General features: G+C 63.0%; 29 protein-coding genes, 1 other RNA gene and 1 pseudogene. 19 read left to right on the top strand and 12 right to left on the bottom strand.

Features of this window, described 5'->3' with window-relative positions:
- Positions 1 to 107 precede the first annotated feature (107 nt).
- From efp to A6B35_RS02035, 6 genes are all read left to right on the top strand, one after another.
- Positions 108 to 674, top strand: a complete 567-nt coding sequence (gene efp, locus A6B35_RS02010; RefSeq protein ID WP_006200133.1) for an elongation factor P — start codon at positions 108 to 110, stop codon at positions 672 to 674.
- Positions 675 to 699: 25 nt separating this feature from the next.
- Positions 700 to 1,500 (top strand): inositol monophosphatase family protein, encoded by an 801-nt coding sequence (locus A6B35_RS02015; RefSeq protein ID WP_006200134.1) that lies wholly within the window; start codon positions 700 to 702, stop codon positions 1,498 to 1,500.
- A gap of 186 nt (positions 1,501 to 1,686) precedes the next feature.
- The gene (trhA, locus tag A6B35_RS02020; RefSeq protein WP_006200135.1) at positions 1,687 to 2,379 is read left to right on the top strand and encodes a PAQR family membrane homeostasis protein TrhA; all 693 of its coding nucleotides are present in this window, start codon (positions 1,687 to 1,689) and stop codon (positions 2,377 to 2,379) included.
- A gap of 104 nt (positions 2,380 to 2,483) precedes the next feature.
- Positions 2,484 to 3,509: a MotA/TolQ/ExbB proton channel family protein gene (locus tag A6B35_RS02025; protein WP_006200136.1), complete on the top strand. Its 1,026-nt coding sequence runs from the start codon at positions 2,484 to 2,486 to the stop codon at positions 3,507 to 3,509.
- 1 nt (position 3,510) lies between these two features.
- Positions 3,511 to 4,542 carry a peptidoglycan -binding protein gene (locus A6B35_RS02030; RefSeq protein WP_006200137.1) on the top strand — a complete coding sequence of 344 codons (1,032 nt, stop codon included), beginning with the start codon at positions 3,511 to 3,513 and terminating at the stop codon, positions 4,540 to 4,542.
- 242 nt (positions 4,543 to 4,784) lie between these two features.
- A complete protein-coding gene (locus tag A6B35_RS02035; protein ID WP_006200138.1) occupies positions 4,785 to 5,219 on the top strand; it encodes a hypothetical protein in 435 nt (144 codons plus the stop codon).
- 64 nt (positions 5,220 to 5,283) lie between these two features.
- Here the strand turns inward: A6B35_RS02035 and A6B35_RS02040 are convergent, their stop codons facing one another.
- Entirely contained in the window at positions 5,284 to 5,637 is a 354-nt protein-coding gene (locus tag A6B35_RS02040) for a DUF1304 domain-containing protein (protein WP_006200139.1), read from the bottom strand.
- Positions 5,638 to 5,799: 162 nt separating this feature from the next.
- On the opposite strand from A6B35_RS02040, the gene A6B35_RS02045 reads away from it, so the two are divergent.
- From A6B35_RS02045 to A6B35_RS02055, 3 genes are all read left to right on the top strand, one after another.
- Positions 5,800 to 7,287, top strand: coding sequence for a carboxypeptidase M32 (locus A6B35_RS02045; RefSeq protein ID WP_006200140.1), 1,488 nt, complete (start codon positions 5,800 to 5,802; stop codon positions 7,285 to 7,287).
- 73 nt (positions 7,288 to 7,360) lie between these two features.
- Positions 7,361 to 7,642 (top strand): hypothetical protein, encoded by a 282-nt coding sequence (locus A6B35_RS02050; protein WP_006200141.1) that lies wholly within the window; start codon positions 7,361 to 7,363, stop codon positions 7,640 to 7,642.
- A complete protein-coding gene (locus A6B35_RS02055; RefSeq protein ID WP_006200142.1) occupies positions 7,639 to 8,070 on the top strand; it encodes a type II toxin-antitoxin system VapC family toxin in 432 nt (143 codons plus the stop codon). Before A6B35_RS02050 ends, A6B35_RS02055 begins: the two co-directional genes overlap by 4 nt.
- Before the next feature lie 2 nt (positions 8,071 to 8,072).
- Here A6B35_RS02055 and A6B35_RS02060 read toward each other — a convergent pair whose 3' ends face one another.
- Entirely contained in the window at positions 8,073 to 9,875 is a 1,803-nt protein-coding gene (locus A6B35_RS02060; RefSeq protein ID WP_006200143.1) for an ABC transporter transmembrane domain-containing protein, read from the bottom strand.
- A 205-nt stretch (positions 9,876 to 10,080) separates the two neighbouring features.
- On the opposite strand from A6B35_RS02060, the gene rpmE reads away from it, so the two are divergent.
- Entirely contained in the window at positions 10,081 to 10,302 is a 222-nt protein-coding gene (gene rpmE / locus A6B35_RS02065; RefSeq protein WP_006200144.1) for a 50S ribosomal protein L31, read from the top strand.
- A 93-nt stretch (positions 10,303 to 10,395) separates the two neighbouring features.
- Here the strand turns inward: rpmE and A6B35_RS02070 are convergent, their stop codons facing one another.
- The gene (locus A6B35_RS02070) at positions 10,396 to 11,040 is read right to left on the bottom strand and encodes a TetR/AcrR family transcriptional regulator (RefSeq protein ID WP_006200145.1); all 645 of its coding nucleotides are present in this window, start codon (positions 11,038 to 11,040) and stop codon (positions 10,396 to 10,398) included.
- A 112-nt stretch (positions 11,041 to 11,152) separates the two neighbouring features.
- Between A6B35_RS02070 and A6B35_RS02075 the strand changes: the two genes are divergently transcribed.
- Entirely contained in the window at positions 11,153 to 11,989 is an 837-nt protein-coding gene (locus A6B35_RS02075; protein WP_006200146.1) for an NAD(P)H-binding protein, read from the top strand.
- A gap of 1 nt (position 11,990) precedes the next feature.
- Positions 11,991 to 12,470 carry an anthrone oxygenase family protein gene (locus A6B35_RS02080; protein ID WP_006200147.1) on the top strand — a complete coding sequence of 160 codons (480 nt, stop codon included), beginning with the start codon at positions 11,991 to 11,993 and terminating at the stop codon, positions 12,468 to 12,470.
- 33 nt (positions 12,471 to 12,503) lie between these two features.
- Here A6B35_RS02080 and A6B35_RS02085 read toward each other — a convergent pair whose 3' ends face one another.
- The 3 genes from A6B35_RS02085 to A6B35_RS02095 form a co-directional block, all read right to left on the bottom strand.
- Complete coding sequence (locus A6B35_RS02085; protein ID WP_100084735.1) at positions 12,504 to 12,830, bottom strand: Rdx family protein; 327 nt, start codon at positions 12,828 to 12,830, stop codon at positions 12,504 to 12,506.
- A gap of 17 nt (positions 12,831 to 12,847) precedes the next feature.
- On the bottom strand, positions 12,848 to 13,597 hold the full coding sequence (locus tag A6B35_RS02090) for a YebC/PmpR family DNA-binding transcriptional regulator (RefSeq protein WP_006200149.1): 750 nt from the start codon (positions 13,595 to 13,597) through the stop codon (positions 12,848 to 12,850).
- 227 nt (positions 13,598 to 13,824) lie between these two features.
- Positions 13,825 to 14,148: an ArsR/SmtB family transcription factor gene (locus tag A6B35_RS02095; RefSeq protein WP_006200150.1), complete on the bottom strand. Its 324-nt coding sequence runs from the start codon at positions 14,146 to 14,148 to the stop codon at positions 13,825 to 13,827.
- 51 nt (positions 14,149 to 14,199) lie between these two features.
- Between A6B35_RS02095 and A6B35_RS02100 the strand changes: the two genes are divergently transcribed.
- From A6B35_RS02100 to A6B35_RS02115, 4 genes are read left to right on the top strand one after another with little or no spacing between them, the layout of a single operon-like run.
- A complete protein-coding gene (locus A6B35_RS02100; RefSeq protein WP_006200151.1) occupies positions 14,200 to 14,682 on the top strand; it encodes an SRPBCC domain-containing protein in 483 nt (160 codons plus the stop codon).
- 30 nt (positions 14,683 to 14,712) lie between these two features.
- The gene (locus tag A6B35_RS02105) at positions 14,713 to 15,105 is read left to right on the top strand and encodes a VOC family protein (RefSeq protein WP_006200152.1); all 393 of its coding nucleotides are present in this window, start codon (positions 14,713 to 14,715) and stop codon (positions 15,103 to 15,105) included.
- Positions 15,106 to 15,165: 60 nt separating this feature from the next.
- Complete coding sequence (locus tag A6B35_RS02110; RefSeq protein ID WP_006200153.1) at positions 15,166 to 15,528, top strand: hypothetical protein; 363 nt, start codon at positions 15,166 to 15,168, stop codon at positions 15,526 to 15,528.
- Between the two features lie 26 nt (positions 15,529 to 15,554).
- Positions 15,555 to 16,022, top strand: coding sequence for an SRPBCC family protein (locus A6B35_RS02115; RefSeq protein ID WP_006200154.1), 468 nt, complete (start codon positions 15,555 to 15,557; stop codon positions 16,020 to 16,022).
- Between the two features lie 13 nt (positions 16,023 to 16,035).
- On the opposite strand, the gene A6B35_RS02120 is transcribed toward A6B35_RS02115, so the two are convergent.
- From A6B35_RS02120 to ssrS, 6 genes and pseudogenes are all read right to left on the bottom strand, one after another.
- Positions 16,036 to 16,803: a TerC family protein gene (locus A6B35_RS02120; RefSeq protein WP_006200155.1), complete on the bottom strand. Its 768-nt coding sequence runs from the start codon at positions 16,801 to 16,803 to the stop codon at positions 16,036 to 16,038.
- A gap of 71 nt (positions 16,804 to 16,874) precedes the next feature.
- The gene (locus A6B35_RS02125; RefSeq protein WP_006200156.1) at positions 16,875 to 17,699 is read right to left on the bottom strand and encodes a TIGR00282 family metallophosphoesterase; all 825 of its coding nucleotides are present in this window, start codon (positions 17,697 to 17,699) and stop codon (positions 16,875 to 16,877) included.
- 83 nt (positions 17,700 to 17,782) lie between these two features.
- Positions 17,783 to 17,878, bottom strand: a pseudogene (locus tag A6B35_RS36535) (5-formyltetrahydrofolate cyclo-ligase); the annotation flags it as partial.
- Between the two features lie 14 nt (positions 17,879 to 17,892).
- Positions 17,893 to 18,342 (bottom strand): DUF3592 domain-containing protein, encoded by a 450-nt coding sequence (locus tag A6B35_RS02130; RefSeq protein ID WP_081482055.1) that lies wholly within the window; start codon positions 18,340 to 18,342, stop codon positions 17,893 to 17,895.
- 69 nt (positions 18,343 to 18,411) lie between these two features.
- Positions 18,412 to 18,996, bottom strand: a complete 585-nt coding sequence (locus A6B35_RS02135) for a 5-formyltetrahydrofolate cyclo-ligase (RefSeq protein WP_040582003.1) — start codon at positions 18,994 to 18,996, stop codon at positions 18,412 to 18,414.
- 138 nt (positions 18,997 to 19,134) lie between these two features.
- Positions 19,135 to 19,290, bottom strand: a non-coding RNA gene (gene ssrS / locus A6B35_RS02140) — 6S RNA.
- Positions 19,291 to 19,447: 157 nt separating this feature from the next.
- Between ssrS and A6B35_RS02145 the strand changes: the two genes are divergently transcribed.
- The 3 genes from A6B35_RS02145 (at position 19,448) to A6B35_RS02155 (ending at position 22,030) form a co-directional block, all read left to right on the top strand.
- Positions 19,448 to 20,290: an AAA family ATPase gene (locus A6B35_RS02145; RefSeq protein WP_006200159.1), complete on the top strand. Its 843-nt coding sequence runs from the start codon at positions 19,448 to 19,450 to the stop codon at positions 20,288 to 20,290.
- A 94-nt stretch (positions 20,291 to 20,384) separates the two neighbouring features.
- Positions 20,385 to 20,831, top strand: a complete 447-nt coding sequence (locus A6B35_RS02150; protein ID WP_006200160.1) for a GNAT family N-acetyltransferase — start codon at positions 20,385 to 20,387, stop codon at positions 20,829 to 20,831.
- Positions 20,832 to 20,839: 8 nt separating this feature from the next.
- Positions 20,840 to 22,030, top strand: a complete 1,191-nt coding sequence (locus A6B35_RS02155; RefSeq protein ID WP_006200161.1) for a vWA domain-containing protein — start codon at positions 20,840 to 20,842, stop codon at positions 22,028 to 22,030.
- The last annotated feature ends 14 nt before the right edge of the window (positions 22,031 to 22,044 follow it).

Consider the following 22,044-nt stretch of genomic DNA (forward strand, 5'->3'; position numbering starts at 1 on the left):
GCCGATCAGGCCTGTGTCGCCCCGCTCCCTTGCCTCTCCAGCCGATTTGTGGTCTTGGAGGCGCCAAATCGCCGTCAGGCGACAATCTCATTCCGGAACAACTCAACATGGCCAAGATCAATGGCAACGAAATCCGTCCGGGCTATGTCATCGAGCACGATGGCGGCCTGTGGGTGGCGGTCAAGACCAACACCGTCAAGCCCGGCAAGGGCGGCGCCTACAACCAGGTCGAGCTGAAGAACCTCATCAACGGCACCAAGCTCAACGAGCGCTTCCGCTCCGCCGAGACGGTCGAGCAGATCAGGCTGGAGATGAAGGACTTTTCCTTCCTCTACGAGCAGGGCGATGCGCTGGTGTTCATGGATACCGAGAGCTACGAACAGCTCGAACTGCAGAAGGATTTCGTCGGCGACCGCGCCGCCTTCCTGCAGGACGGCATGATGGTGACGGTGCAGCTCTATGAAGAGCGGCCGATCGGTATTTCGCTGCCCGACCAGGTGACGCTGACCATCACCGAGGCCGACCCGGTGGTGAAAGGCCAGACGGCGGCCTCGTCCTACAAGCCGGCGATCCTGGAAAACGGCATCCGCGTTCTCGTGCCGCCGTTCATCGGCGCCGGCGAGCGCATCCTCGTCGACACCAACGAAATCACTTACATTCGCCGCGCCGAGTAGGCAGCGAGCAGCGGGAAGAACAAAAATGGCGCGTTCCGCGATCCTCAATGTCATGGTCCAGGCCGCGATGAAGGCCGGCCGCTCGCTGTCGCGCGACTTCGGCGAAGTACAGAACCTGCAGGTCTCGATGAAGGGGCCGGGCGACTATGTCAGCCAGGCCGACCGCAAGGCCGAGGACATCCTGTTCACCGAGCTGTCGAAGGCACGGCCGGGCTACTCCTTCCTGATGGAGGAGCGCGGCGCCGTCGAGGGCGATGACGGCCAGCACCGCTGGATCGTCGACCCGCTCGACGGCACCACCAATTTCCTGCACGGCATTCCGCTGTTTGCCATCTCGATCGCGCTCGAGCGCCAGGGCCAGATCGTCGCCGGCGTCATCTACAATCCGGCGATGGACGAGCTCTACACCGCAGAGCGCGGCGGCGGCGCCTTCATGAACGACCGCCGGCTGCGCGTCGCCGGCCGCACCAAGCTGGTCGACGCGGTGATCGGCTGCGGCATGCCGCATCTCGGCCGCGGCCAGCACGGCAATTTCCTTGTCGAACTGCGCAATGTGATGGCCGAGGTTTCGGGCGTACGCCGCCTCGGCTCCGCCTCGCTCGATCTCGCCTATGTCGCCGCCGGCCGCATGGACGGGTTCTGGGAAGTCGGCCTGTCGGCTTGGGACATCGCCGCCGCCCTGCTCTTGATCCGTGAGGCAGGCGGCTTCGTCTCCGACTTCGATGGCGGCCAGGACATGCTGGACAACGGCTCGGTCGTCGCCGGCAACGAGATCATCCAGCGCGCGCTGTTGAAGACAGTGAAGAAGCCGGTTACGCCGCGCTGATAATGTTGGCGCGCTGAAGCGCCGCAGTCGCAAAATCGCAACCAAAGCTTGAAATACTGTCCGGCAACCGCCCAGATTGATGCATGTCGCCCAAAAGTGTGCCGCGGTTTTGGGGCAACGACATGCATGAAAACAAGGACCAGAAGCGGGTCGCATGCGACCCGCTTAGGCGATGCAGGACTGTTCATGAGCGACACCGGACCACAATCCCAGCTCGACATCCCGTTCATGGGCCGCTGGCACTATTCGCGCGCCGAAATGATCGCCGACGGCATCGTGCACGCGGTGGGCATCGTGCTGGCGATCTCGGCCGGCTCGGCATTCCTGGCGCTGGCGGCCTTCCATGCCGGTCCGGGCGAGTATATCGCCGCCGCCTTCTACGTCGTGTCGCTGCTTACCGTCTTGTCGGTGTCGCTAGCCTATAATCTGTGGCCGGTGTCGTCGCCGGCGAAGTGGATCCTGCGCCGCTTCGACCATGCCGCGATCTATCTCCTGATCGCCGCGACCTATACGCCCTTCCTCGCCCAACTCGATGGCTCGCCGCTGGCTGTCTCGATGATCGTCCTGGTCTGGGTCTCGGCGGTGATCGGCATCGCCATAAAGGTGCTTCTTCCCGGCCGCTTCGACCGGCTGGCGGTCGTCTTCTATCTCGCCATCGGCTGGAGCGGCGTCGTCCTGGTCGGCCCGCTGGTGCAGACCTTGCCGACGACGTCGATAGCGCTCATCGTCGCCGGCGGCATTGTTTACTCGTTGGGCGTCATCTTCTTCGCCTGGAGGGGTCTGCGCTTCCACAACGCCGTCTGGCATGGCTTTGTCGTCACTGGCGCCGGCCTGCATCTGGCCGCGATGGTGGACTGTCTGGTGATAAACCGCTTCTGAGCTTTGGCCGGCAATATTGCCAAGCGCCATTCAATTTGGTCACAATTCCGTTTAGAGTCGCGAACAAGTTGATCGGCGGCAGCGGCATCGGAAACGGGGCACGAATGGCTTTTCTCAGATCCTTCGGCATCGGCAGGCGCTCCGACGTTCTGATCTACGACCCCCATAAACTGTCCAGCCCGCAGGTTTTTCTGCTGACCATGCTGATCTTCCTGGTCATCGTGGCCTTCATCGCCGCCATCCTGACCCGCCAGGTCTCGAGCGCATTCGTCACCAATCCGGGCCTCAACGGGCTGATCATCGGCGTGCTGGTGGTCGGCATCCTGCTCGCCTTCGCCCAGGTCGGGCGCCTGTTTCGCGAGGTGCGCTGGGTCAACTCCTTCCGCGCCGGCTCGGAAACCACCGAACCGGTGCTGCTGGCGCCGATGAAGGCGATGATCGGCCGTTCGTCGACAGTGGCCTTCTCGACCTCCTCGATGCGCACCATGCTCGATTCGATCGCCACCCGCCTCGACGAAAGCCGTGACACCTCGCGCTATCTTGTCGGCCTCCTGGTGTTCCTCGGCCTGCTCGGCACCTTCTGGGGCCTGCTCAACACCATCGGCTCGATCCGCGAAACCATCGAATCTCTCGATCCCGGCACCGGTGATGCCGCCGCTGTGCTGGATTCGCTCAAGCAAGGCCTGTCGGCGCCGCTGGCCGGCATGGGCACCGCCTTCTCGTCCTCGCTGTTCGGTCTCTCCGGCTCGCTGGTGCTTGGCTTCCTCGACCTGCAGGCGGGCCGCGCCCAGACCCGCTTCTACACCGAGTTGGAAAACTGGCTATCCTCGGTCACCGATCTCTCCTCCGACATCGTCGTTGCCGATCCGGCCAGGAGCGAACCGTCCGACGAGATCCGCCTGTTGTCGGAAAGGCTGCGCAGCCTGCAGGAGAATGGCGGCGGCTCCAATCCGCGCGTCGCCACCGCCATGGCCAATCTCGCCGATGGCATCTCCGGTCTGGTCAAGAACATGCGCTCCGAACAGCAGATCATGCGCGACTGGGTCGAGGCGCAGTCAGACGAGCAGAAGGCGATGCGCAACACGCTGGAAAAGATCGCCGACGCCCTGAAGAAGCAGGGAGTCCACTAGCATGGCTCTCGCCAGGGCACGGCGCGCCGATCGCCGCATCGACTACTGGCCGGGCTTCGTCGATGCGCTGTCGACGCTGCTCCTGGCGATCATGTTCCTGCTCACCGTCTTCGTGCTGGCGCAGTTCCTGCTCGGCCGCGAAATCTCCGGCAAGGACACTGTGCTCAACCGCCTCAACTCGCAGATCAACGAACTGACCCAGCTCCTGGCGCTGGAGCGCTCCTCGACGCAGGACAAGGAGGATTCGCTCGCCAATCTGCAGGCTTCGCTGTCGGCCTCGGAGGCGGAAAAGAGCCGGCTCCAGCAATTGCTGGCGCAAGGCGCCGGCGCCGGCGATGCGGCCAACCAGCGTGCCACAGCCCTTTCCGGCGAACTCGACAGTCAACGCCAGATCAGCCAGCAGGCGCTGAGCCAGGTCGAGATCCTCAACCAGCAGATCGCGGCGCTCCGCAAGCAGATCGGCGCGCTCGAGGACGCGCTCAACGTGTCCGAACAGCGCGATCGCGACTCCAACACCAAGATCGCCGATCTCGGCCGCCGCCTCAACGTGGCACTTGCGCAGCGCGTGCAGGAGCTGAACCGCTACCGCTCCGACTTCTTCGGCCGCCTGCGTGAAATCCTTGCCGACCGCGAGAACATCCGCATCGTCGGCGACCGTTTCGTCTTCCAGTCGGAAGTGCTGTTTCCCACCGGCTCCGAGGTGATCAACGATGCCGGCAAGGTCGAGATGAAGAAGCTCGCCGATGCCATCATCGAACTGCAGAAGGAGATCCCGCCGGAGATCAACTGGGTGCTGCGCGTCGACGGCCACACCGACAACAAGCCGCTGTCCGGCACCGGCCGCTACCGCGACAATTGGGAGCTTTCGACGGCGCGCTCGACCTCGGTGGTGAAGTTCCTGATTGAGAACGGCGTGCCGGCCAACCGGCTGGTCGCCGCCGGCTTCGGCGAGTTCCAGCCGCTCGACCCCGCCGACACCGACGAGGCCCGCAACAAGAACCGCCGCATTGAACTGAAGCTCACCGAACGGTGATCGCGCATCACGCGAATTTGTTCGCCAGCTCAACGCTAGGGCGTAGACCTCAGGTCGACAAGGCCTGAAAAGATTATCTTTTTTTAATTACACTTCGCCGCCGCTCGCTTCTAGTTTCCGCTGCGGAGGCCGAGAACCGCCGGCGATGACTCCCATCATCGCGACGCGACGGAACCGGACGGCCTGTGACGGGAAGTCGGGCGCAACAAGCGCCCCTTCCGCAGTAAGAGGAGGACGCAGCCATGCGCTCTTATGCTCCCAAGGCAACAATCAGGACTGCAACGATCGCCGCTTTTCTTGTGGCGGTTCCTTTGGCCGGCGCCTATGCCGCCGGACATCACAAGGGCGCTCTCGACGCAACGGACCCCACCGACATGGTCGGCCCGCGCGTGACCGGCCTGATCGAACAGGCGAAGGGCGTTGACGAAGGCATCGCGGACGCCAGGCAGGAGAATACGATCACTCCGGCCGAAGCGCAGAGGCTGCATATGCGCGCCGCCCATATCAGTCAGGCCGCTGCAAGAACGGCTGCCGCGGACCATGGCAGGATACCGGCTGCGCAGTATCATGATTTGCTGCGCCAACTCGACAATGTCGACCAGGCGCTCCGGCTCGACACCGGCACCGGCTTCCTGATGGGCGACGGCGCCGACGGCGGGCACTATCCGAACGGCTGATCACCGGAACAAGAGGAAGGGACGACCTGGCGCCCAAGGGAACTCAACCCCAAGGGCGTCCTTTTCACCAACCCAGCCACAGCACGATCAGGGCGACCGCGGCCGGCACGGTCTGGATGAACAGGATCTTCCTGCTGGCGGTCGCCGCGCCATAGAGGCCTGCTATGGCGACGCAAAGCAGGAAGAACACCTTGATCTGGAAGCCGGCCGCCCCGAGCGTGAGGCCCCAGATCAGGCCGGCGGCGAGAAAGCCGTTGTAGAGCCCCTGGTTGGCTGCGAGCACCTTGGACGCCTTGGCAAAGTCAGGTGTCAGGCCGAACGCCTTGTGGCCGCGCGGCGTGTCCCACAGCACCATCTCCAGATAGACGATGTAGCAGTGGATCAGCGCCACCAGCCCGACCAGAATGTTGCCGATCATTTTGCCCCTCCGTTTGCCGTCTTTTCAGCCAGCCAGCATTGATCACGCGTGGGCGTCGCTGCGCAAGGTGCCTCGAGCGCGGCTCTCGCTCGGCTCAGGGTTGCCAACCCCGGCATGTTGGTATCTTTTCCCGCCAGCCAATCGAAGCTGACGGAATCCACAATGTCCTTTCAGAAACTTGACGACCTCGGCCACAAGCTCGAAGCGCTGGAGCATGCGCTTGCCATCCTCGGCGCCGACGAGGCGACGCATATGGCGGTCGGCGGCGGTGAGAAGCGCGCCGAGGCAATGTCGGCGCTTGCAGGTATGCTCCATGCCCGTGCAACGGCGCCCGAGATTTCAGACTGGATCGCCGCTGCCGAGCAAGAAACACTGAACGAGGAACAGCAGGCGGCGGTCGGGGAGTTGCGCCGGCAATACACCAACCTGACCTGCCTGCCGGTCGAGTTCGTCGAACGCCAGACGACGGCGCGCATGCGCTCCGAACAGCTCTGGCGCGATCTGCGCGCCAAGAACGACTGGGCAGGCTTCCTGCCGTCGCTGGAGGGCGTAGTCGCCCTGGTACGAGAGGAAGCGGCATTGCGCGCCGACGTGCTTGGCCTCGACCCTTACGACGCATTGATGGAACAGTACGATCCCGGCAACCGCGCCGCCGACATCACACCCGTGTTCGCCGAACTGAAGACCTTTCTCAAGGGTTTCGTGCCGGAAGCGCTGGCCGTGCAAGAGGCGCGGCTGGCCGAGCGCCCGCTGAAGCCGCTCTCCGGCAGCTATGCGATCGACAGGCAGCGCGAGCTTGGCCTCGCCATGATGGCGGCCGTCGGTTTCGACCTGACGCACGGCTCGCTGTCGGTGTCGCATCACCCCTTCTGCGGCGGTGTGCCGAGCGACGTGCGCATCACCACCCGCTACAAGACATCGGATTTCCTGTCGGCGCTGATGGGCGTGCTGCACGAAACCGGCCATGCGCTTTACGAGCAGAACCTGCCCAAGGCCTGGTCGCATTGGCCGCTCGGCAAGGCGCGCGGCATGGCGGTGCATGAAAGCCAGAGCCTGTTCGTCGAAAAGCAGATCGGACGCAATCCGGCCTTCTGGCGCTGGGCGCTGCCGGTGGTCGAAAAGCATCTCGGCGAGGCCTGGTCGCTCGACGACATCCTGCCGCATGTACACCGGGTCGAGCGCGGCCTGATCCGCGTCGATGCCGACGAGGTCACCTACCCGCTGCACGTCATCCTGCGCTACGAACTGGAGCAGGAACTGGTTTCGGGCCGGCTGGACGTGGCCGACCTGCCCGAGGCCTGGGATGCCAAGATGCGTGACTATCTCGGCCTGTCGACCATCGACAACCCAGCCGACGGCCCGATGCAGGACGTGCACTGGCCGGGTGCTGCGTTTGGTTATTTCCCGTCCTACACGCTGGGCGCCATGATGGCGGCGCAGCAATGGGCGGCACTGACGCGTGACTATCCTTCAGCCGACGGTGACCTCGCCAAGGGCGACTTCAGCGCCATCAACGATTGGCGCCGTGAAAGGATCTGGTCGCAAGGGTCGCGCTGGTCGACGCCGGATCTGCTCGAACGCGCCACCGGCGAAAAGCTGAATGCCGCGCATTTCACCGAGCATCTGAAGAAGCGCTACGGGAGGTCGTGAAACAAGTCCACGAGCATTGCTTTTCATATTTCCAGCGCATACATTTTCGTATGAGGAATCGGGAGAATACATCGTGGGAATCTCAACTCCGAAAGAGCGCGCCACCTTCTCCATCGCCGCAGACATAAAGAGCCGGCTTGAGGACGAAGTGCCGAAGAGCGAGCGATCGCGTTTTGTCGAGAAAGCAATCGATCAGGCCTTGCGGGCCGTCGCAGTCAATCGCCTAAAAAAAATGCTGGATGAGCTGCCTCGTGAATCCATTGGCAAAGGTGAAAGCACCACCGACTTTCTACGTCGCCAACGGATGAAGTGGGACGGTCGCCCCTTGGACGTCCTCGAAGGCACCAAGAAATGATCGTCGTAGATGCTTCTGTCTTCGTGAAACTTCTGAAGCAGGAAGAGGACAGCAAAGCCGCGCGGGATCTGACCGATCGTATGTTAGAGGAAGGACAGGGTTATCTTGCTCCGTCAATCGCGCTGTACGAAACGCTCTCAGCTGCCCTGCATGTCGAATTGCCGCTTGCCACAGTAGGTCAGCTTTTCGAGCAGTTTCGAGAATTGGGGCTAGCTATTGAAGACCCCACGGTCGAGGAACTGGCAACCGCCGAGAAAATTGCAACGTCCAGCAAAGGTGGCAATGGTTATCCAACCCTGTTCGACAGCATCTATCACGCGATGGCGATCGAGCGTGGCGGCACTTTCGTCACAGCTGACCAGCGCCACTTTGCCAAAACGAAGGAGTTCGGCAGCGTCGTTCTGCTCGCCGATTGGAAGCCGGACTGACGCTACTCGGCCGCGCCCTTGAAGGCGCTGGCGCCGGTCTCGAACTGCAGCTTGGCCAGCCGAGCATAGATGCCGCCCTTGGCGACGAGGCTCTGGTGGGTGCCTTCCTCGACGATGCGGCCTGCCTCCATGACCAGGATGCGGTCGGCCTTCAGCACGGTGGCCAGCCTGTGGGCGATCACAAGCGTGGTGCGGCCTTGCATCAGCCGCTCCAGCGCCGTCTGCACCAGCGTCTCGCTTTCGGCGTCGAGCGCCGAAGTGGCCTCGTCGAGCAGCAGGATCGGCGCGTCGCGCAGGATGGCGCGCGCAATCGCCACGCGCTGGCGTTGGCCGCCGGACAAAGTCACGCCGCGTTCGCCGACCTGGCTGTCATAGCCTTTCTCGAGCTTCAGGATGAACTCGTCGGCGAGGGCCGCCTTGGCCGCCGCCTCGATCTCGGCATTGCTGGCGCCGGGCCGGCCGAAGCCGATATTGTCGCGCGCGCTGGCCGCGAAGATGGTGACGTCCTGTGGCACGATGGCAATGCGCTCCCTGACATCAGCGGGATTGGCCTCGCGCAGGTCGACGCTGTCGACGACGACGCGGCCGGTCTCGGGATCGTAGAAGCGCAGGATCAGTGAAAACACCGTGCTCTTGCCGGCGCCCGACGGGCCGACGATCGCCACCGTCTCGCCGGGCTTGATCTGAAAACTTAAGGCGTGGACGGCGGCGCGGTCGGGCCGTGCCGGATAGGAAAAGGACACGTCGTCGAAGCTGATCGCGCCTTTCGCTTTCACCGGCAGCGGCGTCGGATTTGCCGGCGACTGGATGGCGGGCTTTTCGGCCAGGATCTCGGTCAGCCGTTCCGCCGCGCCCGCGGCCTGGGAAAGCTCGCCCCAGACCTCCGACAGCGCGCCGAGCGCGCCGGCGGCGAACACCGAATAAAGCAGGAACTGGCCGAGCGTGCCCGGCGACAGCGTGCCTGCAAGCACGTCGCGCGAGCCGAACCAGAGCACCGCCACGACCGAGGAAAAGATCATGAAGATGGCGAAGAAGGTCAGGAAGGAGCGGGCGAAGATCGAGGCCCGCGCCGCCTCGAAGGCGGCTTCCACGGCCGTCGAGAACCGCCCGGTGACCAGTTTTTCGTTGGTGAAGGCCTGCAGCGTGCGCACCGCGCCGATCTGCTCGCTGGCATAGGCGGTGGCGTCGGCCAGCGTATCCTGCGCCTGCCGCGATTTCCGCCGCACCGAGCGCCCGAAGGCGACCAGCGGCAGCACGATGACGGGAATCGCGGCAATCACCAGGCCGGACAGTTTCGGGCTGGTGAAGACCATCATCGCCACCGCGCCGAGGCCGAGGATGACGTTGCGGAGCGCCACCGAGGCGGTGGCGCCGACCGCCGATTTCACCTGCGTGGTGTCGGCGGCGAGCCGCGACACGATCTCGCCCGACTGTGCGGTGTCGAAGAACGCCGGCGACAGCGTCGTGACATGGGCAAACACATCGCTGCGGATGTCGGCGACAACGCGCTCGCCGAGCGTGATGACGAAATAGTAGCGGCTGGCCGAGGCCGCCGCCAGCAATGCGGCCATCACCACCAGCATGGCGAAATATTCGGCGATGAAGCTGGAATCGGACGCGGAAAAGCCGTGGTCGATCATGCGCCGCACGGCGAGCGGCAAGGCAAGCGTCGTCGCAGCGGCGACGATCAGCGAGATGACCGCGCCGATGACCAGCTTGCGGTAGCGGGTGATGTAGGGAAAAAGGCGCCCCAGCGGCCCGAGCGAGCGCCGGCGCCCGTCTTCCTCGCCGCTGATATCCGCCATGACCGTTTCCTCTGGCCGCTTCCAGGTGGGCGTCTTCAATATGCGCCTGCCGCGGCCTTGTGATTCAATTCCGGCTGATGTATAGGCTCGCCGACCGTTTTAGAAGCCGTGGCTCCTCAATAGCTGCGGCTTCGAATTTTAAAAAGGGGCGCATCGACGCAGGCCATAGGCCCGTCGGCAGCGCCGGCAAGCCAGGAACAGAACCATGAAGACCGACATCCATCCCGACTACCACACGATCAAGGTCGTCATGACCGACGGCACCGAATACATGACCCGTTCGACCTGGGGCAAGGAAGGCGATACGATGAACCTCGATATCGATCCGACCACCCACCCGGCCTGGACCGGCGGCCAGCAGACCCTGCTCGACCGCGGCGGCCGTCTGTCGAAGTTCAAGAAGCGCTTCGAAGGCTTCGGCATCTAAGCCGCAACAGTCCTTCTCGGATCAAAGACCCGCCTTCGAGGCGGGTTTTTTGCTGCCTGAGCCTCGCCGCTCCTCAGCCGAGGTCGGGCAGCCCTATTCAGCAAGCAATTCCCGCAGCGCCATGCGCTTGTAGGCTGCCACCAGCCTGTCGCCTTCCTCTCGATCGACAGAGATCGCCAGCCGCATCGCGGCCTCGCCCATTTGCCAGACCAGGAAAGCCGTCGTCTCCAGAGCTACCGGATCGGCGTCCGGACGCAGCCGCCTCAGCACCGCGATGAGGAATCCGGCATTGGCGCGGCTGTCCGCCAGCTCGAGCTCGCGCAGCGCCTTGTCGGCCTGCGTGCCCGACCAGATGTCGCGCATCACCGGCTCGGCCAGGAACAGCCGGTAGTAGATGTCCACCAGCTCCGAAAACGCCTGCCGCAGGCCTTCGGCATCGCCGACGTCCTTCAGCGCGGCCGCGATACAGGCCTGGCTTTCGGTGGTGTGGCGCTCGGCCAGCGCCCAGACGATCGCCCGCTTGTCCGGGAAGAACTGGTAGAGCGAGCCGATCGACACGCCTGCCCTTTCCGCCACCTCGCCCATGCGCATGGCATCGCTTCCCTGCTCGGCGATCAGCACAGAGGCGGCGGCCAGCATCCGCTCGACCCGCTCGCGGCTGCGCTGCTGGCTCGGCGCCCGGCGCGGCGATGCGACCTGCCCATCCGGTTGAGGCGACACTGCGGATCTGCCTTCCATGGCTAACTCCGGAAACATTCTTCGACGAATCGGCTTGACTCACAAAATACGAGGGTTTATCACGTTTTGCAAATGTGAGGATTACTCATGTTTGTAAAAAGAGGAAACCGAGATGACTGACAGCACAGCGAAACATCCGACATTGATCCTCGGCGGCACCGGCAAGATCGGCCGCCGCATCGTCGAGCGGCTGACGGCGCGCGGCCTTCCGGTGCGTATCGGCTCACGTTCGGGCGCCCCTTCTTTCGACTGGGAAGACGACGCGACCTGGGCCCCGGCAATGCAGGGCGTGGGCGCCGTCTACATCAGCTACTATCCCGATCTCTCCGTGCCGGGCGCTGCTGAAGCGGTCGGCTCCTTGGCCAATCTTGCCGTGCAAAACGGGATCAAGCGGCTGGTGCTGCTGTCGGGGCGGGGCGAAACGGAGGCCCAGCGCGCCGAAGAGATGCTGAAGGACTCGGGCGCCGACTGGACGATCCTGCGCTGTGCCTGGTTTGCCCAGAACTTCAGCGAGAGCTTTCTGCTTGACCCCTTGCTCGAAGGCGAGGTGCAGTTGCCGGTCGGCAATGTCGGGGAACCTTTCGTCGATGCAGACGACATCGCCGACGCCGCCGTAACGGCGCTTACCCAGCAAGGGCATGTCGGCCAGCTCTATGAACTAACCGGACCGCGGCTGCTGAGTTTTGCCGACGCGATCGCCGAGATCGGCAGGGCCGCCGGCCGCGACATCCGCTTCAAGCAGATTTCGCATGCCGAGTTCGCCGCCGCAATCGCCGCGCACGAACTGCCGGCCGAGTTTGCCTGGCTGCTCAACGAGCTGTTCACCGAGGTGCTCGATGGCCGCAACGAGGCGCTGACCGACGGTGTCCAGCGTGTTCTCGGCCGTGCGCCAAAAGACTTTTCCGCCTATACAACCGAAACCGCCGCTTCCGGCATCTGGAGCAACTGACATGATCGCGAAGCTTCTTCCCACCTTGATCTTCATCGCCGCGGTCGGCTCGGGCATTGTCGGCGGCGTGTTCTTCGCCTTTTCCAACTTCGTCATGGCGGGACTTGCCCGGCTGCCCGCCCCGGGCGGCATCGCTGCGATGAATTCGATCAATGTTACAGTCATCACGCCGCTGTTCATGACCGCGCTTTTCGGCACCGGGCTGGTCTGCCTGGTGCTCATTGCCGGCGCGATCATCGGCTGGGGCCAGCCGGGCTCGTTCTGGCTGCTCGCCGGCGCGCTGCTCTATCTCGTCGGCAACCCGATCGTGACCATGGTCTTCAACGTGCCGCTCAACGACGCGCTCGCCGCCGTCGATCCGGCAAGCAGCAACGCTTCCGCCGTGTGGACGAACTATCTGAGCAAGTGGGTGATGTCGAACCACGTCCGCACCATCACCGCCATCGTTGCGATGGCCTGCTTCATTTTTGCATTGATCTGAAAGCGACCGCCCAAGGGCAAGAAAGACCTCGCCTCAGGCCGGGTCTTTTTGCGTGTGGTCTTTTGACGTATGCCCCTTGCGGTCGGCATGGCCGAGATCGCGGTCCGGGTCGATGACGTCGCGGACCAGCTGCTTGAGCTTGGCCGCATCCGGAAAGCCGCCGTCGCGTTTGCGGTCCCAGATGAGTGTGTCGTTGCAGGAGATGGTGAAGATGCCGCCGGTACCCGGCACGAGCGCCACCTCGCCCAGTTCCGTGCCAAAGGTGGAAAGCAGTTCCTGCGCCATCCAGCCGGCGCGCAACAGCCACTGGCACTGCGTGCAATAGGTGATGCGGATGGTGGGCAGCGGCTTTTCGGTCATGCCGGGCTGAGCTTCGCTCATGCCGCGCTGAGCTTGGCCATGGTCTCGTCATCGACCTCGAAATTGGCGTAGACGCTCTGCACGTCGTCGTCGTCCTCGAGCGTGGCGACCAGCTTCATCAGCGACTGCGCGCGCTCCTCGTCGACCGGGATATTGTTCTGTGGCTGCCAGATCGGCTTCACCGATTCGGCTTCGCCGAGCGCACCTTCCAGAGCCTTGGAGACTTCGCCGAGATTTTCGAAGGCGCAATAGATGGTGTGGCCTTCCTCGTCCGACTGCACATCGTCGGCGCCGGCCTCGATCGCCGCATCCATGACCTTTTCGGCGCTGCCGACTGACACCGGATAATAGATTTCGCCGACACGATCCCACATGAATGACACCGAGCCGGTTTCGCCCATCGCCCCGCCGGCCTTGGTGAAGGCGGCGCGCACGTTCGAGGCCGAACGGTTGCGGTTGTCGGTCAGCGCCTCGACGATCAGCGCCACGCCGCCCGGCCCGTAGCCTTCGTAGCGCACGGCTTCGTAGTTTTCGGCATCGCCCATCGACGCCTTGTTGATGGCGCGCTGGATGTTGTCCTTCGGCATCGACACCGCCTTGGCATTCTGCACGGCAAGGCGCAGGCGCGGGTTCATCGACGGGTCCGGCGTCCCGGTCTTGGCGGCGACGGTGATTTCGCGCGCCAGCTTGGAAAACATTTTCGACCGCACCGCGTCCTGGCGGCCCTTGCGGTGCATGATGTTCTTGAACTGTGAATGGCCAGCCATGGCACCCCTGTCGTCTTCGGCTAGAGCATTTGCAGCCGGGCGGTTTCACCCGACGCTTGCGAAAATGCTCGAATTCAAATTTTCAGAACGTCCCTAGTATGCCCGACTGGACATACGGCGCGCTCTCTGTCGGAATGGCCGGCTTATAAATAAATCGGCTCAATTCGTCCAGCCGCGCCGTTGGCGACCTGGACGGGATCAGCCCGACGGGCCTGGCCCGCGGCCGTTCACGCCTCGAGATCGGACTTCAGCCGGTCGATGATGCTGATCGCGTGGCCGGCATACTGGCTGATCCAGCGGTCGTGGATCTGCTTGATCGGCAGCGCGTTGAGATGGTTCCAGCGCTCGCGCCCCTCGCGCCGCGCCACGATCAGCTCGGCCTCCTCCAGCACCTTGAGGTGCAGCATGACGGTACAGCGGTCCATGTCGGGAAAGGCCTCGCACAGCATGCCGGTGGTGCGCGGCGCGTCCTTCATCTGGTCGAGCAATTCGCGTCGGCGTGGATGCGCCAGCGCCTTGAAAACATTGTCGTCTTGCGATCGGCTTGACATGTTATATTTATATAACATATTGTTGGGCTGATCAAGGAAGGAGTTGTGGACATGTCCCTTGGTTTCAGAGTTTCCGGACGCATCGGCAAACCGGTCGCCGAAGTCTTCGACGCGGTCGTCAATCCGAACAAGCTCAGCGGCTACTTCACCACCATAGGCGGCGCCAGCGCACCGCTGGTAGCGGGTACCACCGTGACATGGTGGAAAACGGTGCCCGTCGAGGTCGACGAGGTCGCGAAGGACAGCCGCATCGTACTGCGCTGGGACGCCACCGACGCCGACGGCAAGCCGGCCTACAAGACGCGCATCGAAATGAATTTCGAGCCGCTGGACGATGGCGGCACCTTCGTCACCATCGCAGAGGCCGGCTGGCGTGAAGGAGAGGTCGGATTGAAAAAATCCTACCTCAATTGCGAGGGCTGGTCGCAGATGCTGGCCTGCATGAAGGCCTATGTCGAACACGGCATCAACCTGCGCGACGGCTATTACCGCAGCGAGATGAAGGGCGAACCCGCCAACGAGACCAATATCTGAGCGACCGTTTGATGGAGACGGAGGCCTGCCATGAAGAAGGTGACGCCTTTCCTGATGTTCGAGGGCAGGGCCGAGGAGGCGATGACCTTCTACTGCGAGGCCGTTCCCGACAGCAGTGTCCTTGACGTCACCCGCTACGGCCCCGGCGAAGATGGCCCGGAAGGAACGCTCAAGCTGGCGCGTGTGTCCATCGGCGGCCTGGACGTGATGGTTTTCAACAGCCCGGTGCACCATGCCTTCACCTTCACGCCATCGGCCTCGCTCTACGTGGACTGTTCCTCCGAGCAGGAGCTGAACCGCATTGTCGAGACGATGGCAATGGACGGCGCGTTCCTGATGCCGCCCGACAATTATGGCTTCAGCCGCCGTTTCGCATGGCTGAACGACAGGTTCGGGGTCTCCTGGCAGGTCAACCTGTCATAGCGAGCGCGGACCGCGCCGGCTGATGAAGACAACATCTGAACGCAGGAAGTGGAGCCAGCAATGACCGCGAAGATCACCGGCGGCGTCAACATCGCCATGAAGGTACCCACGCATCAGTATGAGGCGACGATCGCCTTCTACCGCGATGTCGTCGGCCTGAAGCCATTCACCACCAAGGCGCCGGCAATCGGCTTCGAACTCGGCCCCAACCGCCTGTGGATCGATGAAGCGCCGATGCTGAGCCAGGCCGAGATCTGGCTGGAATTGTTCACCGACGATTTCCCGGTAGCCGCGGATCATTTCGCCAGGACCGGCGTTGTGCGCTGCGACGCCATCGAATCCCTGGGCGAAGGTTTTCGCGGCTTCTGGATCGCCAATCCGGCCAGCATCATCCACTTGGTGCGCGAACCGGACGCCTGGTGAGGGCCAAAGCCTGAAAGGAGACCGTCATGGAAATCCGCGAAGCACCAACCGCCGAAACCGCCATGCTGATCAGGCGGCCCGTTGCCGAGGTGTTTGAAGCGATCGTCGACCCGGCAATCACCACGAAATTCTGGTTCACTCATTCCAGCGGCCGGCTGGACGCAGGCAAGCCGGTTCAGTGGGAATGGCGCATGTACGACGTCTCGACGGCGGTCGATGTCAACGAGATCGTCAAGGACAAGACGATCGTCATGCAGTGGAGCGACCCGCCGACCACGGTGGTCTGGACCTTCACCGAGATGCCGGACAACGCGACCTTTCTCGATATCCGCAATTTCGGCTTCGCCGGCAGCGGCGACGAACAGGTCAAGCAGGCGATCGATTCGACCGGCGGCTTCTCGCTCGTGCTGGCCGGCGCCAAGGCGTGGCTGGAACAGGGCCTGACGCTTGGCCTGATCGGCGATCGCCATCCAAAGGGTGTGCCGGCGAGCTAAGAGCCGGCCAGCCTCAGTGCCCGCCGCCGGACCTTGCCTTACGCCGCCGCCGCGCCAGCATGTTGAGGCCTTCGACCAGCGCCGAGAATCCCATAGCGGCGTAGATGTAGCCCTTCGGCACATGGTAACCCATGCCGTCGGCGATCAGCGTCATGCCGATCATCAAAAGGAAGCCCAACGCCAGCATGACGATGCTCGGGTTCTTGGCGATGAAGTCGGCCAGCGGCCCGGCCGCCAGCATCATCACGGTGACCGCCACGATCACGGCGATGTACATGATGGCGATCTCGTCGGTCATGCCGACGGCGGTGATGATCGAATCGATCGAGAAGACGAGATCGAGCAGCAGGATCTGGAAGATGGCGCCGGCGAGCGAAATCTGCAGCGTCTCGCCGAGCATCGTGTCCTTGTGGTCATCGGGATCGACCGTGTGGTGGATCTCCTTGGTCGCCTTCCAGACCAGGAACAGGCCGCCGGCGATCAGGATCAGGTCGCGCCAGGAGAAGCCGTGGCCCAAAGCTGTGAACACTGGCGTCGTCAGTTGGACAATGATCGAGATGGTGGCCAGCAGCACCAGCCGCATGATCAGCGCCGCCGAAATGCCGAGCCGCCGCGCACGGGCGCGTTGCGCTTCCGGCAATTTGTTGGTCAGGATCGAGATGAAGATCAGATTGTCGATGCCGAGCACGACCTCCAGCACCACGAGCGTCAGCAGCGCGACCCAGGCGGTCGGGTCGGAGACAAAGGCAAAATGCGGTGCCAGGAATTCGATGAGCTGCATGGAGGTCGTCCCCTCTACGATCTGAAGCAGGTGTCGCCGGCAATTAGGTATTGCGTGCGTCTATATCAATGTCATGACCAGAAGGAAGGCGCGGTTTCCTCGAGTCGCGGCCCGCGACGAAACGGCGCGATCTTCTCGGCCAGCCCGGTACGGTCGGAAATCTCGATGCCGACGCCGCACAGCGTCGCCGGCCCGTTCGCCGCCTCGAAGCGACCTTTCGGCACTTTCGACAGAAAGCGGTTGAGCGGCTCCTCCTTGTCCATGCCGAGCGAGGAATCATAGTCTCCACACATGCCGGCGTCGGACATATAGCCGGTGCCGCCATTGAGAATCTGGTGGTCGCCGGTCGGCTGGTGGGTATGGGTGCCGACGACAAGGCTGGCGCGGCCGTCGACGAAATGCGCGAAGCATATCTTTTCCGAAGTCGCCTCGGCGTGGAAGTCGATGACTGCCGCATCGGCCTGTTCGCCGAGCGGGCAGGCCGACAGTTCGCGCTCGCCGGCCTGGAACGGATCGTCGAGCTCGGGGTGCATGAATACGCGGCCCATGATGTTGGCGACCAGGACCCGCGCGCCGTTCCTGGCGATGTAGACGCCGGAGCCGCGCCCCGGCGTGCCCTTGGGAAAATTGGACGGGCGCAGGAAGCGCTCTTCGCGCGGCGCGAAGACAAGCGCGTCGCGCTGGTCCCAGACATGGTTGCCTGTGGTGACGACGTCGGCACCGGCCGCGATCGTCTCGCGAAAGATCTCTTCGGTGATGCCGAAGCCGCCGGCGGCGTTCTCGCCATTGACGATGACGAAGTCGAGCTTGAAGTCGGCGATCAGGCCGGGCAGTTGTTCCCACACCGCCGTCCGTCCAGTCTTGCCGACCATGTCGCCGAGGAAGAGAAGTCTCATCTATGCGTGATCCCTAACCGAAAGTCAGCGAAGCAAAAGCTGCATGACTTTGCGCAAAAGATCATGCGTCCATTGACGTGTATCTACAATTGCAGCGTGAACCGACGCAACCCGCTCTCGGTGAGTATTTCCGGAATGATCACGTCGTGGTTCTCATCCGGCGTGCCTGCAACGCAATCGGGGCATGCGGCGTCTACGGCGCGTTCCGTCGGCGTAGCCAGAAGAACCAGACGTAGAAGGCGCAGAAACCGCCGGTAGCGGCAAGGAGCAACAGCCCGCCGCGCCAGCCCTTCATTGCGGCGGTATCGAGGTTCGATGGATCGGCCGGGTCGTAGTACAAGTCTACCTTGTCGCCTATGGACGCCGCATAAAGACCGATGACCTTTCCCTTCCCGGACCAGGTCATCGGCGCGTCGTCAACCACATAGGTGACGGCGACATTGATGCCATCTGTGGTGAGGCCGTTTTTCTTCGTTTCAGTGTAGGGATCAACATCCGTCACGGTGGCGACCGTCTGATGCCAGGCGGCTTGGTGATACAGGGTGGTTCCGGTGATGTGCAATCCCATCGCAAACAGCGCTGCCGCGATCAAGGCGAACGGCATCAGGAGGAAACGCATTAAGACCATAGCTATTGCTGCCATCGAATCGGATTGTATTGCCGAAGTACTATCCGATATGTCTTAGAAACGCGTTAAGCAGATCATCATATCTCAAGAGATACCGAACCGGCGCAACCCGCTCTCGGTGAGTATTTCCGGAATAACCACGTCATGGTTCTCGTCCGGCACCTGCGCTACTTCCTGGCAGTCGAAGGCAATGCCGATCAGCCGCGGCGGCTGCCCCTTGTCGACGAGCTTGGCGATGGCGCGGTCGTAGTAGCCGGCGCCGTAGCCGATGCGGTGCCCGCGCGCGTCGAAAGCGGCGAGCGGCACCAGCATGACCGCAGGGTCGAGCACCGCCGCCTCCTCATGCGGGCCGATCGTGCCGAAACCCATCTCCACCAACGGCGTGCCACGCACCAGTTCGCGAAAGACGATGGTGGTCTTGTCGAGGATGGCCGGCAGGCAGAGCCGCGCGCCCTTTTCGCGCAAGGCGAACATCAGCGGCCGGACGTCGACTTCCGACCGCATCGGCCAGAAGCCGGAGACGATCTGGCCGGGTTCGACCGCGATCTGGTCGCGCGCCGTCTCGGCCATTTCGAGCGCGATTTCCACGCGCCAGAATTCGTCGAGGGCATCGCGCCGCCCGAGAGCTTCCTTGCGCAGCTGTTTTTTTAGTTCTTTGGGAGATGTCATGCGCGACACTAGAAAAGGTCAGATTTGGATGGAGTTTTAGGAGCGACGTTTTGGAGGAGCGGAGCGAACTTTTCGTTCGTGAGCACCGCACAAAGCGGCGCGACGACAAAATCCGCCAAATATGATCTTTTCAACGAGTGACGATCCACACAACCGGTGGAGAAGTCGATCCCGGGTGCCTACAAAGTAGGTGGGCGCCGTGTGAGAAAACCCACGGGTCTTCCCAGGGACAGCTCCCTAAGGATCGTTAAGGCCCCGGGGAAAAGTGTCTCCTGCCGGGAAGCGCAGACCGCCAACCCCAATATAGGCCGATGGGCGGCCAAGCGCCAGAGACGCGGCATGGTTGGCGGCTTTATCATTCAGAATTTCCGCCATATGCAGCTCCCGAGCTCGTGCTTGCGCAGGCGAGGCAGCGTCCTTACGGTCGGCTTGATCGAACCAAGGAGCAAAAATGCGTTTCGAAGGCACGGCGGCCTATGTCGCCGACAAGGATCTGATGGTCGCGATCAACGCGGCAATCGCGCTGGAGCGGCCATTGCTGGTCAAGGGCGAGCCCGGCACCGGCAAGACGGAACTTGCCCGCCAGGTGGCGGCAGCGCTCGGCCTCGAGTTGATCGAATGGCACGTCAAGTCGACCACACGGGCACAGCAGGGTCTTTACGAGTATGACGCCGTTTCGCGGCTGCGCGACAGCCAGCTCGGCGACGACCGCTTCAACGACATCAGGAACTACATCAAGCGCGGCAAGCTGTGGGAGGCTTTCGCTGCTGGCAGGAAAGTCGTGCTGTTGATCGACGAGATCGACAAAGCCGACATCGAGTTCCCCAACGACCTGCTGCAGGAACTCGATCGGATGGAGTTCTTCGTCTACGAGACCGGCGAGACGATCCGTGCCGCAGTCAGGCCAATCGTTATCATCACCTCCAACAACGAGAAGGAACTGCCGGACGCCTTCCTGCGCCGCTGCTTCTTCCACTACATCCGCTTCCCCGATGTCGAGACGCTGCACAGGATTGTCGACGTGCACTATCCCGGCATCAAGCAGAGCCTGGTGCGCGCCGCCCTTACGCAGTTCTATGAGATCCGCGAGGTGCCGGGGCTGAAGAAGAAGCCGTCGACCTCCGAGGCGCTCGACTGGATCCGGCTGCTGGTTTCCGACGACATCGCGCCAGAGGACCTGCGCGCCGATCCGAAGAACGCCCTGCCCAAGCTGCACGGCGCGCTGCTGAAGAACGAGCAGGACGTGCATCTGTTCGAGCGCCTGGCCTTCATGGCGCGGCGGCAGCAGGGGTAGCAAAAGACCGGCCAGCGGTTATCCCCTCGCTGGACCGTTGCCGCCAACCGGGCGCCGAGGCAGCTTCAAGCCACAAGCTTCGGAGGAGAACGAAATGACCGAGATCACCATCCGCCCCTTGTCGCAGTCCGACCGTGCCGATTGGCAGCGCCTGTGGACCGCCTACCTGACCTTCTACGAAACCAAGTTGCCGGAAGAAGTCTATGCCGTCACCTGGAAGCGGCTGTTCACGGCAGGTGAGTTCGAGCCGAAAGGTTTCATCGCCACCCTCGACGGCAGGGCGGTTGGCCTCACCCACTATCTCTACCACCGCTCCTGCTGGTCGGAAAAAAACAATTGCTATCTGCAGGACCTGTTCGCCGACCTGGAGGTGCGCGGCAAGGGCGTCGGCGCTGCGCTCATCGAAGCGGTGAAGCAGGAGGCCGGCAAGATCGGCGTCAAGAACGTCTACTGGATGACCCACGAAACCAACGCCACCGCGCGCAAGCTCTATGACCATGTCGCGCGGCGGACGGGATTCATCGAGTATGATCTGCTGTAGATAGCGCCATGTTTATCCCCTTCTTCCTCGAACTGAAGGCTGCACGGGTTCCCGTCTCGCTGCGGGAATATCTGTCGCTGCTGGAGGGGCTGGAAGCCGGGCTGGTCGACTACGACGTCGAGGGTTTTTACTACCTCGCCCGCGCCGCTTTGGTGAAGGACGAACGCCACATCGACCGCTTCGACCAGGTGTTTGCGCATGTCTTCAAGGGCGTCGAGGCGCTAGACGGAAACGCCGCTGTCGATGTCGCAAACATCCCCGAGGAATGGCTGCGCCGGCTGGCCGAAAAGCATCTGACCGACGAGGAGAAAAAACTGGTCGAGGCGCTCGGCGGTTTCGACAAGCTCATGGAAACGCTGAAACAGCGGCTTGAGGAGCAGAAGGACCGGCACCAGGGCGGCTCGAAGTGGATCGGCACCGGCGGCACCTCGCCCTTCGGCGCCTACGGCTACAATCCGGAAGGCATGCGCATCGGCCAGCATGAAAGCCGCCACCGCCGCGCCGTCAAAGTCTGGGACAAGCGCGAGTTCAGGAATTTCGACGACGCCGTCGAGCTCGGCACCCGCAACATCAAGATCGCGCTGAAGCGGCTGCGCCGCTGGGTACGCGAGGGTGCGGAGGAGGAGTTCGACCTGCCCGGCACCATCCATGCCACCGCCGAGCATGGCTATCTCGACGTCAAGACGCGGCCCGAGCGGCGCAACGCGGTGAAGCTCCTGATGTTCTTCGATGTCGGCGGCTCGATGGACGACCATGTTAGAAGCGTCGAGGAGCTGTTTTCGGCCGCCCGCGCCGAATTCCGCCAGCTCGAATATTTCTATTTCCACAACTGCCTCTACGAAAGCGTTTGGCGGGACAATCGGCGCCGTCTCGCCGAGACGATCCCGACCTTCGACCTGCTCCACAAATACGGGCCGGACTACAAGGTGATTATAGTCGGCGACGCCTCGATGAGCCCCTACGAGATCGCACACCCCGGCGGCTCGGTCGAGCACTGGAACCCGGAGGCAGGCGCGGTCTGGCTGGCTCGCCTGCTGCAGCAATGGCCGAATACCGTCTGGCTCAACCCGGAAAGCCAGAAGAACTGGGGCTATACCCATTCGATCACCATGATCCGTGACATCTTCGGCGGCCGCATGTTCCCGCTGACGCTGGCCGGGCTCGAGGCCGCGACGAAGCAGCTTTCGCGTAAGCACTGAGCAATCTCCCGGAG

The organism is Mesorhizobium amorphae CCNWGS0123 (assembly GCF_001686985.1).
Taxonomy (GTDB): Bacteria; Pseudomonadota; Alphaproteobacteria; order Rhizobiales; family Rhizobiaceae; genus Mesorhizobium; species Mesorhizobium amorphae.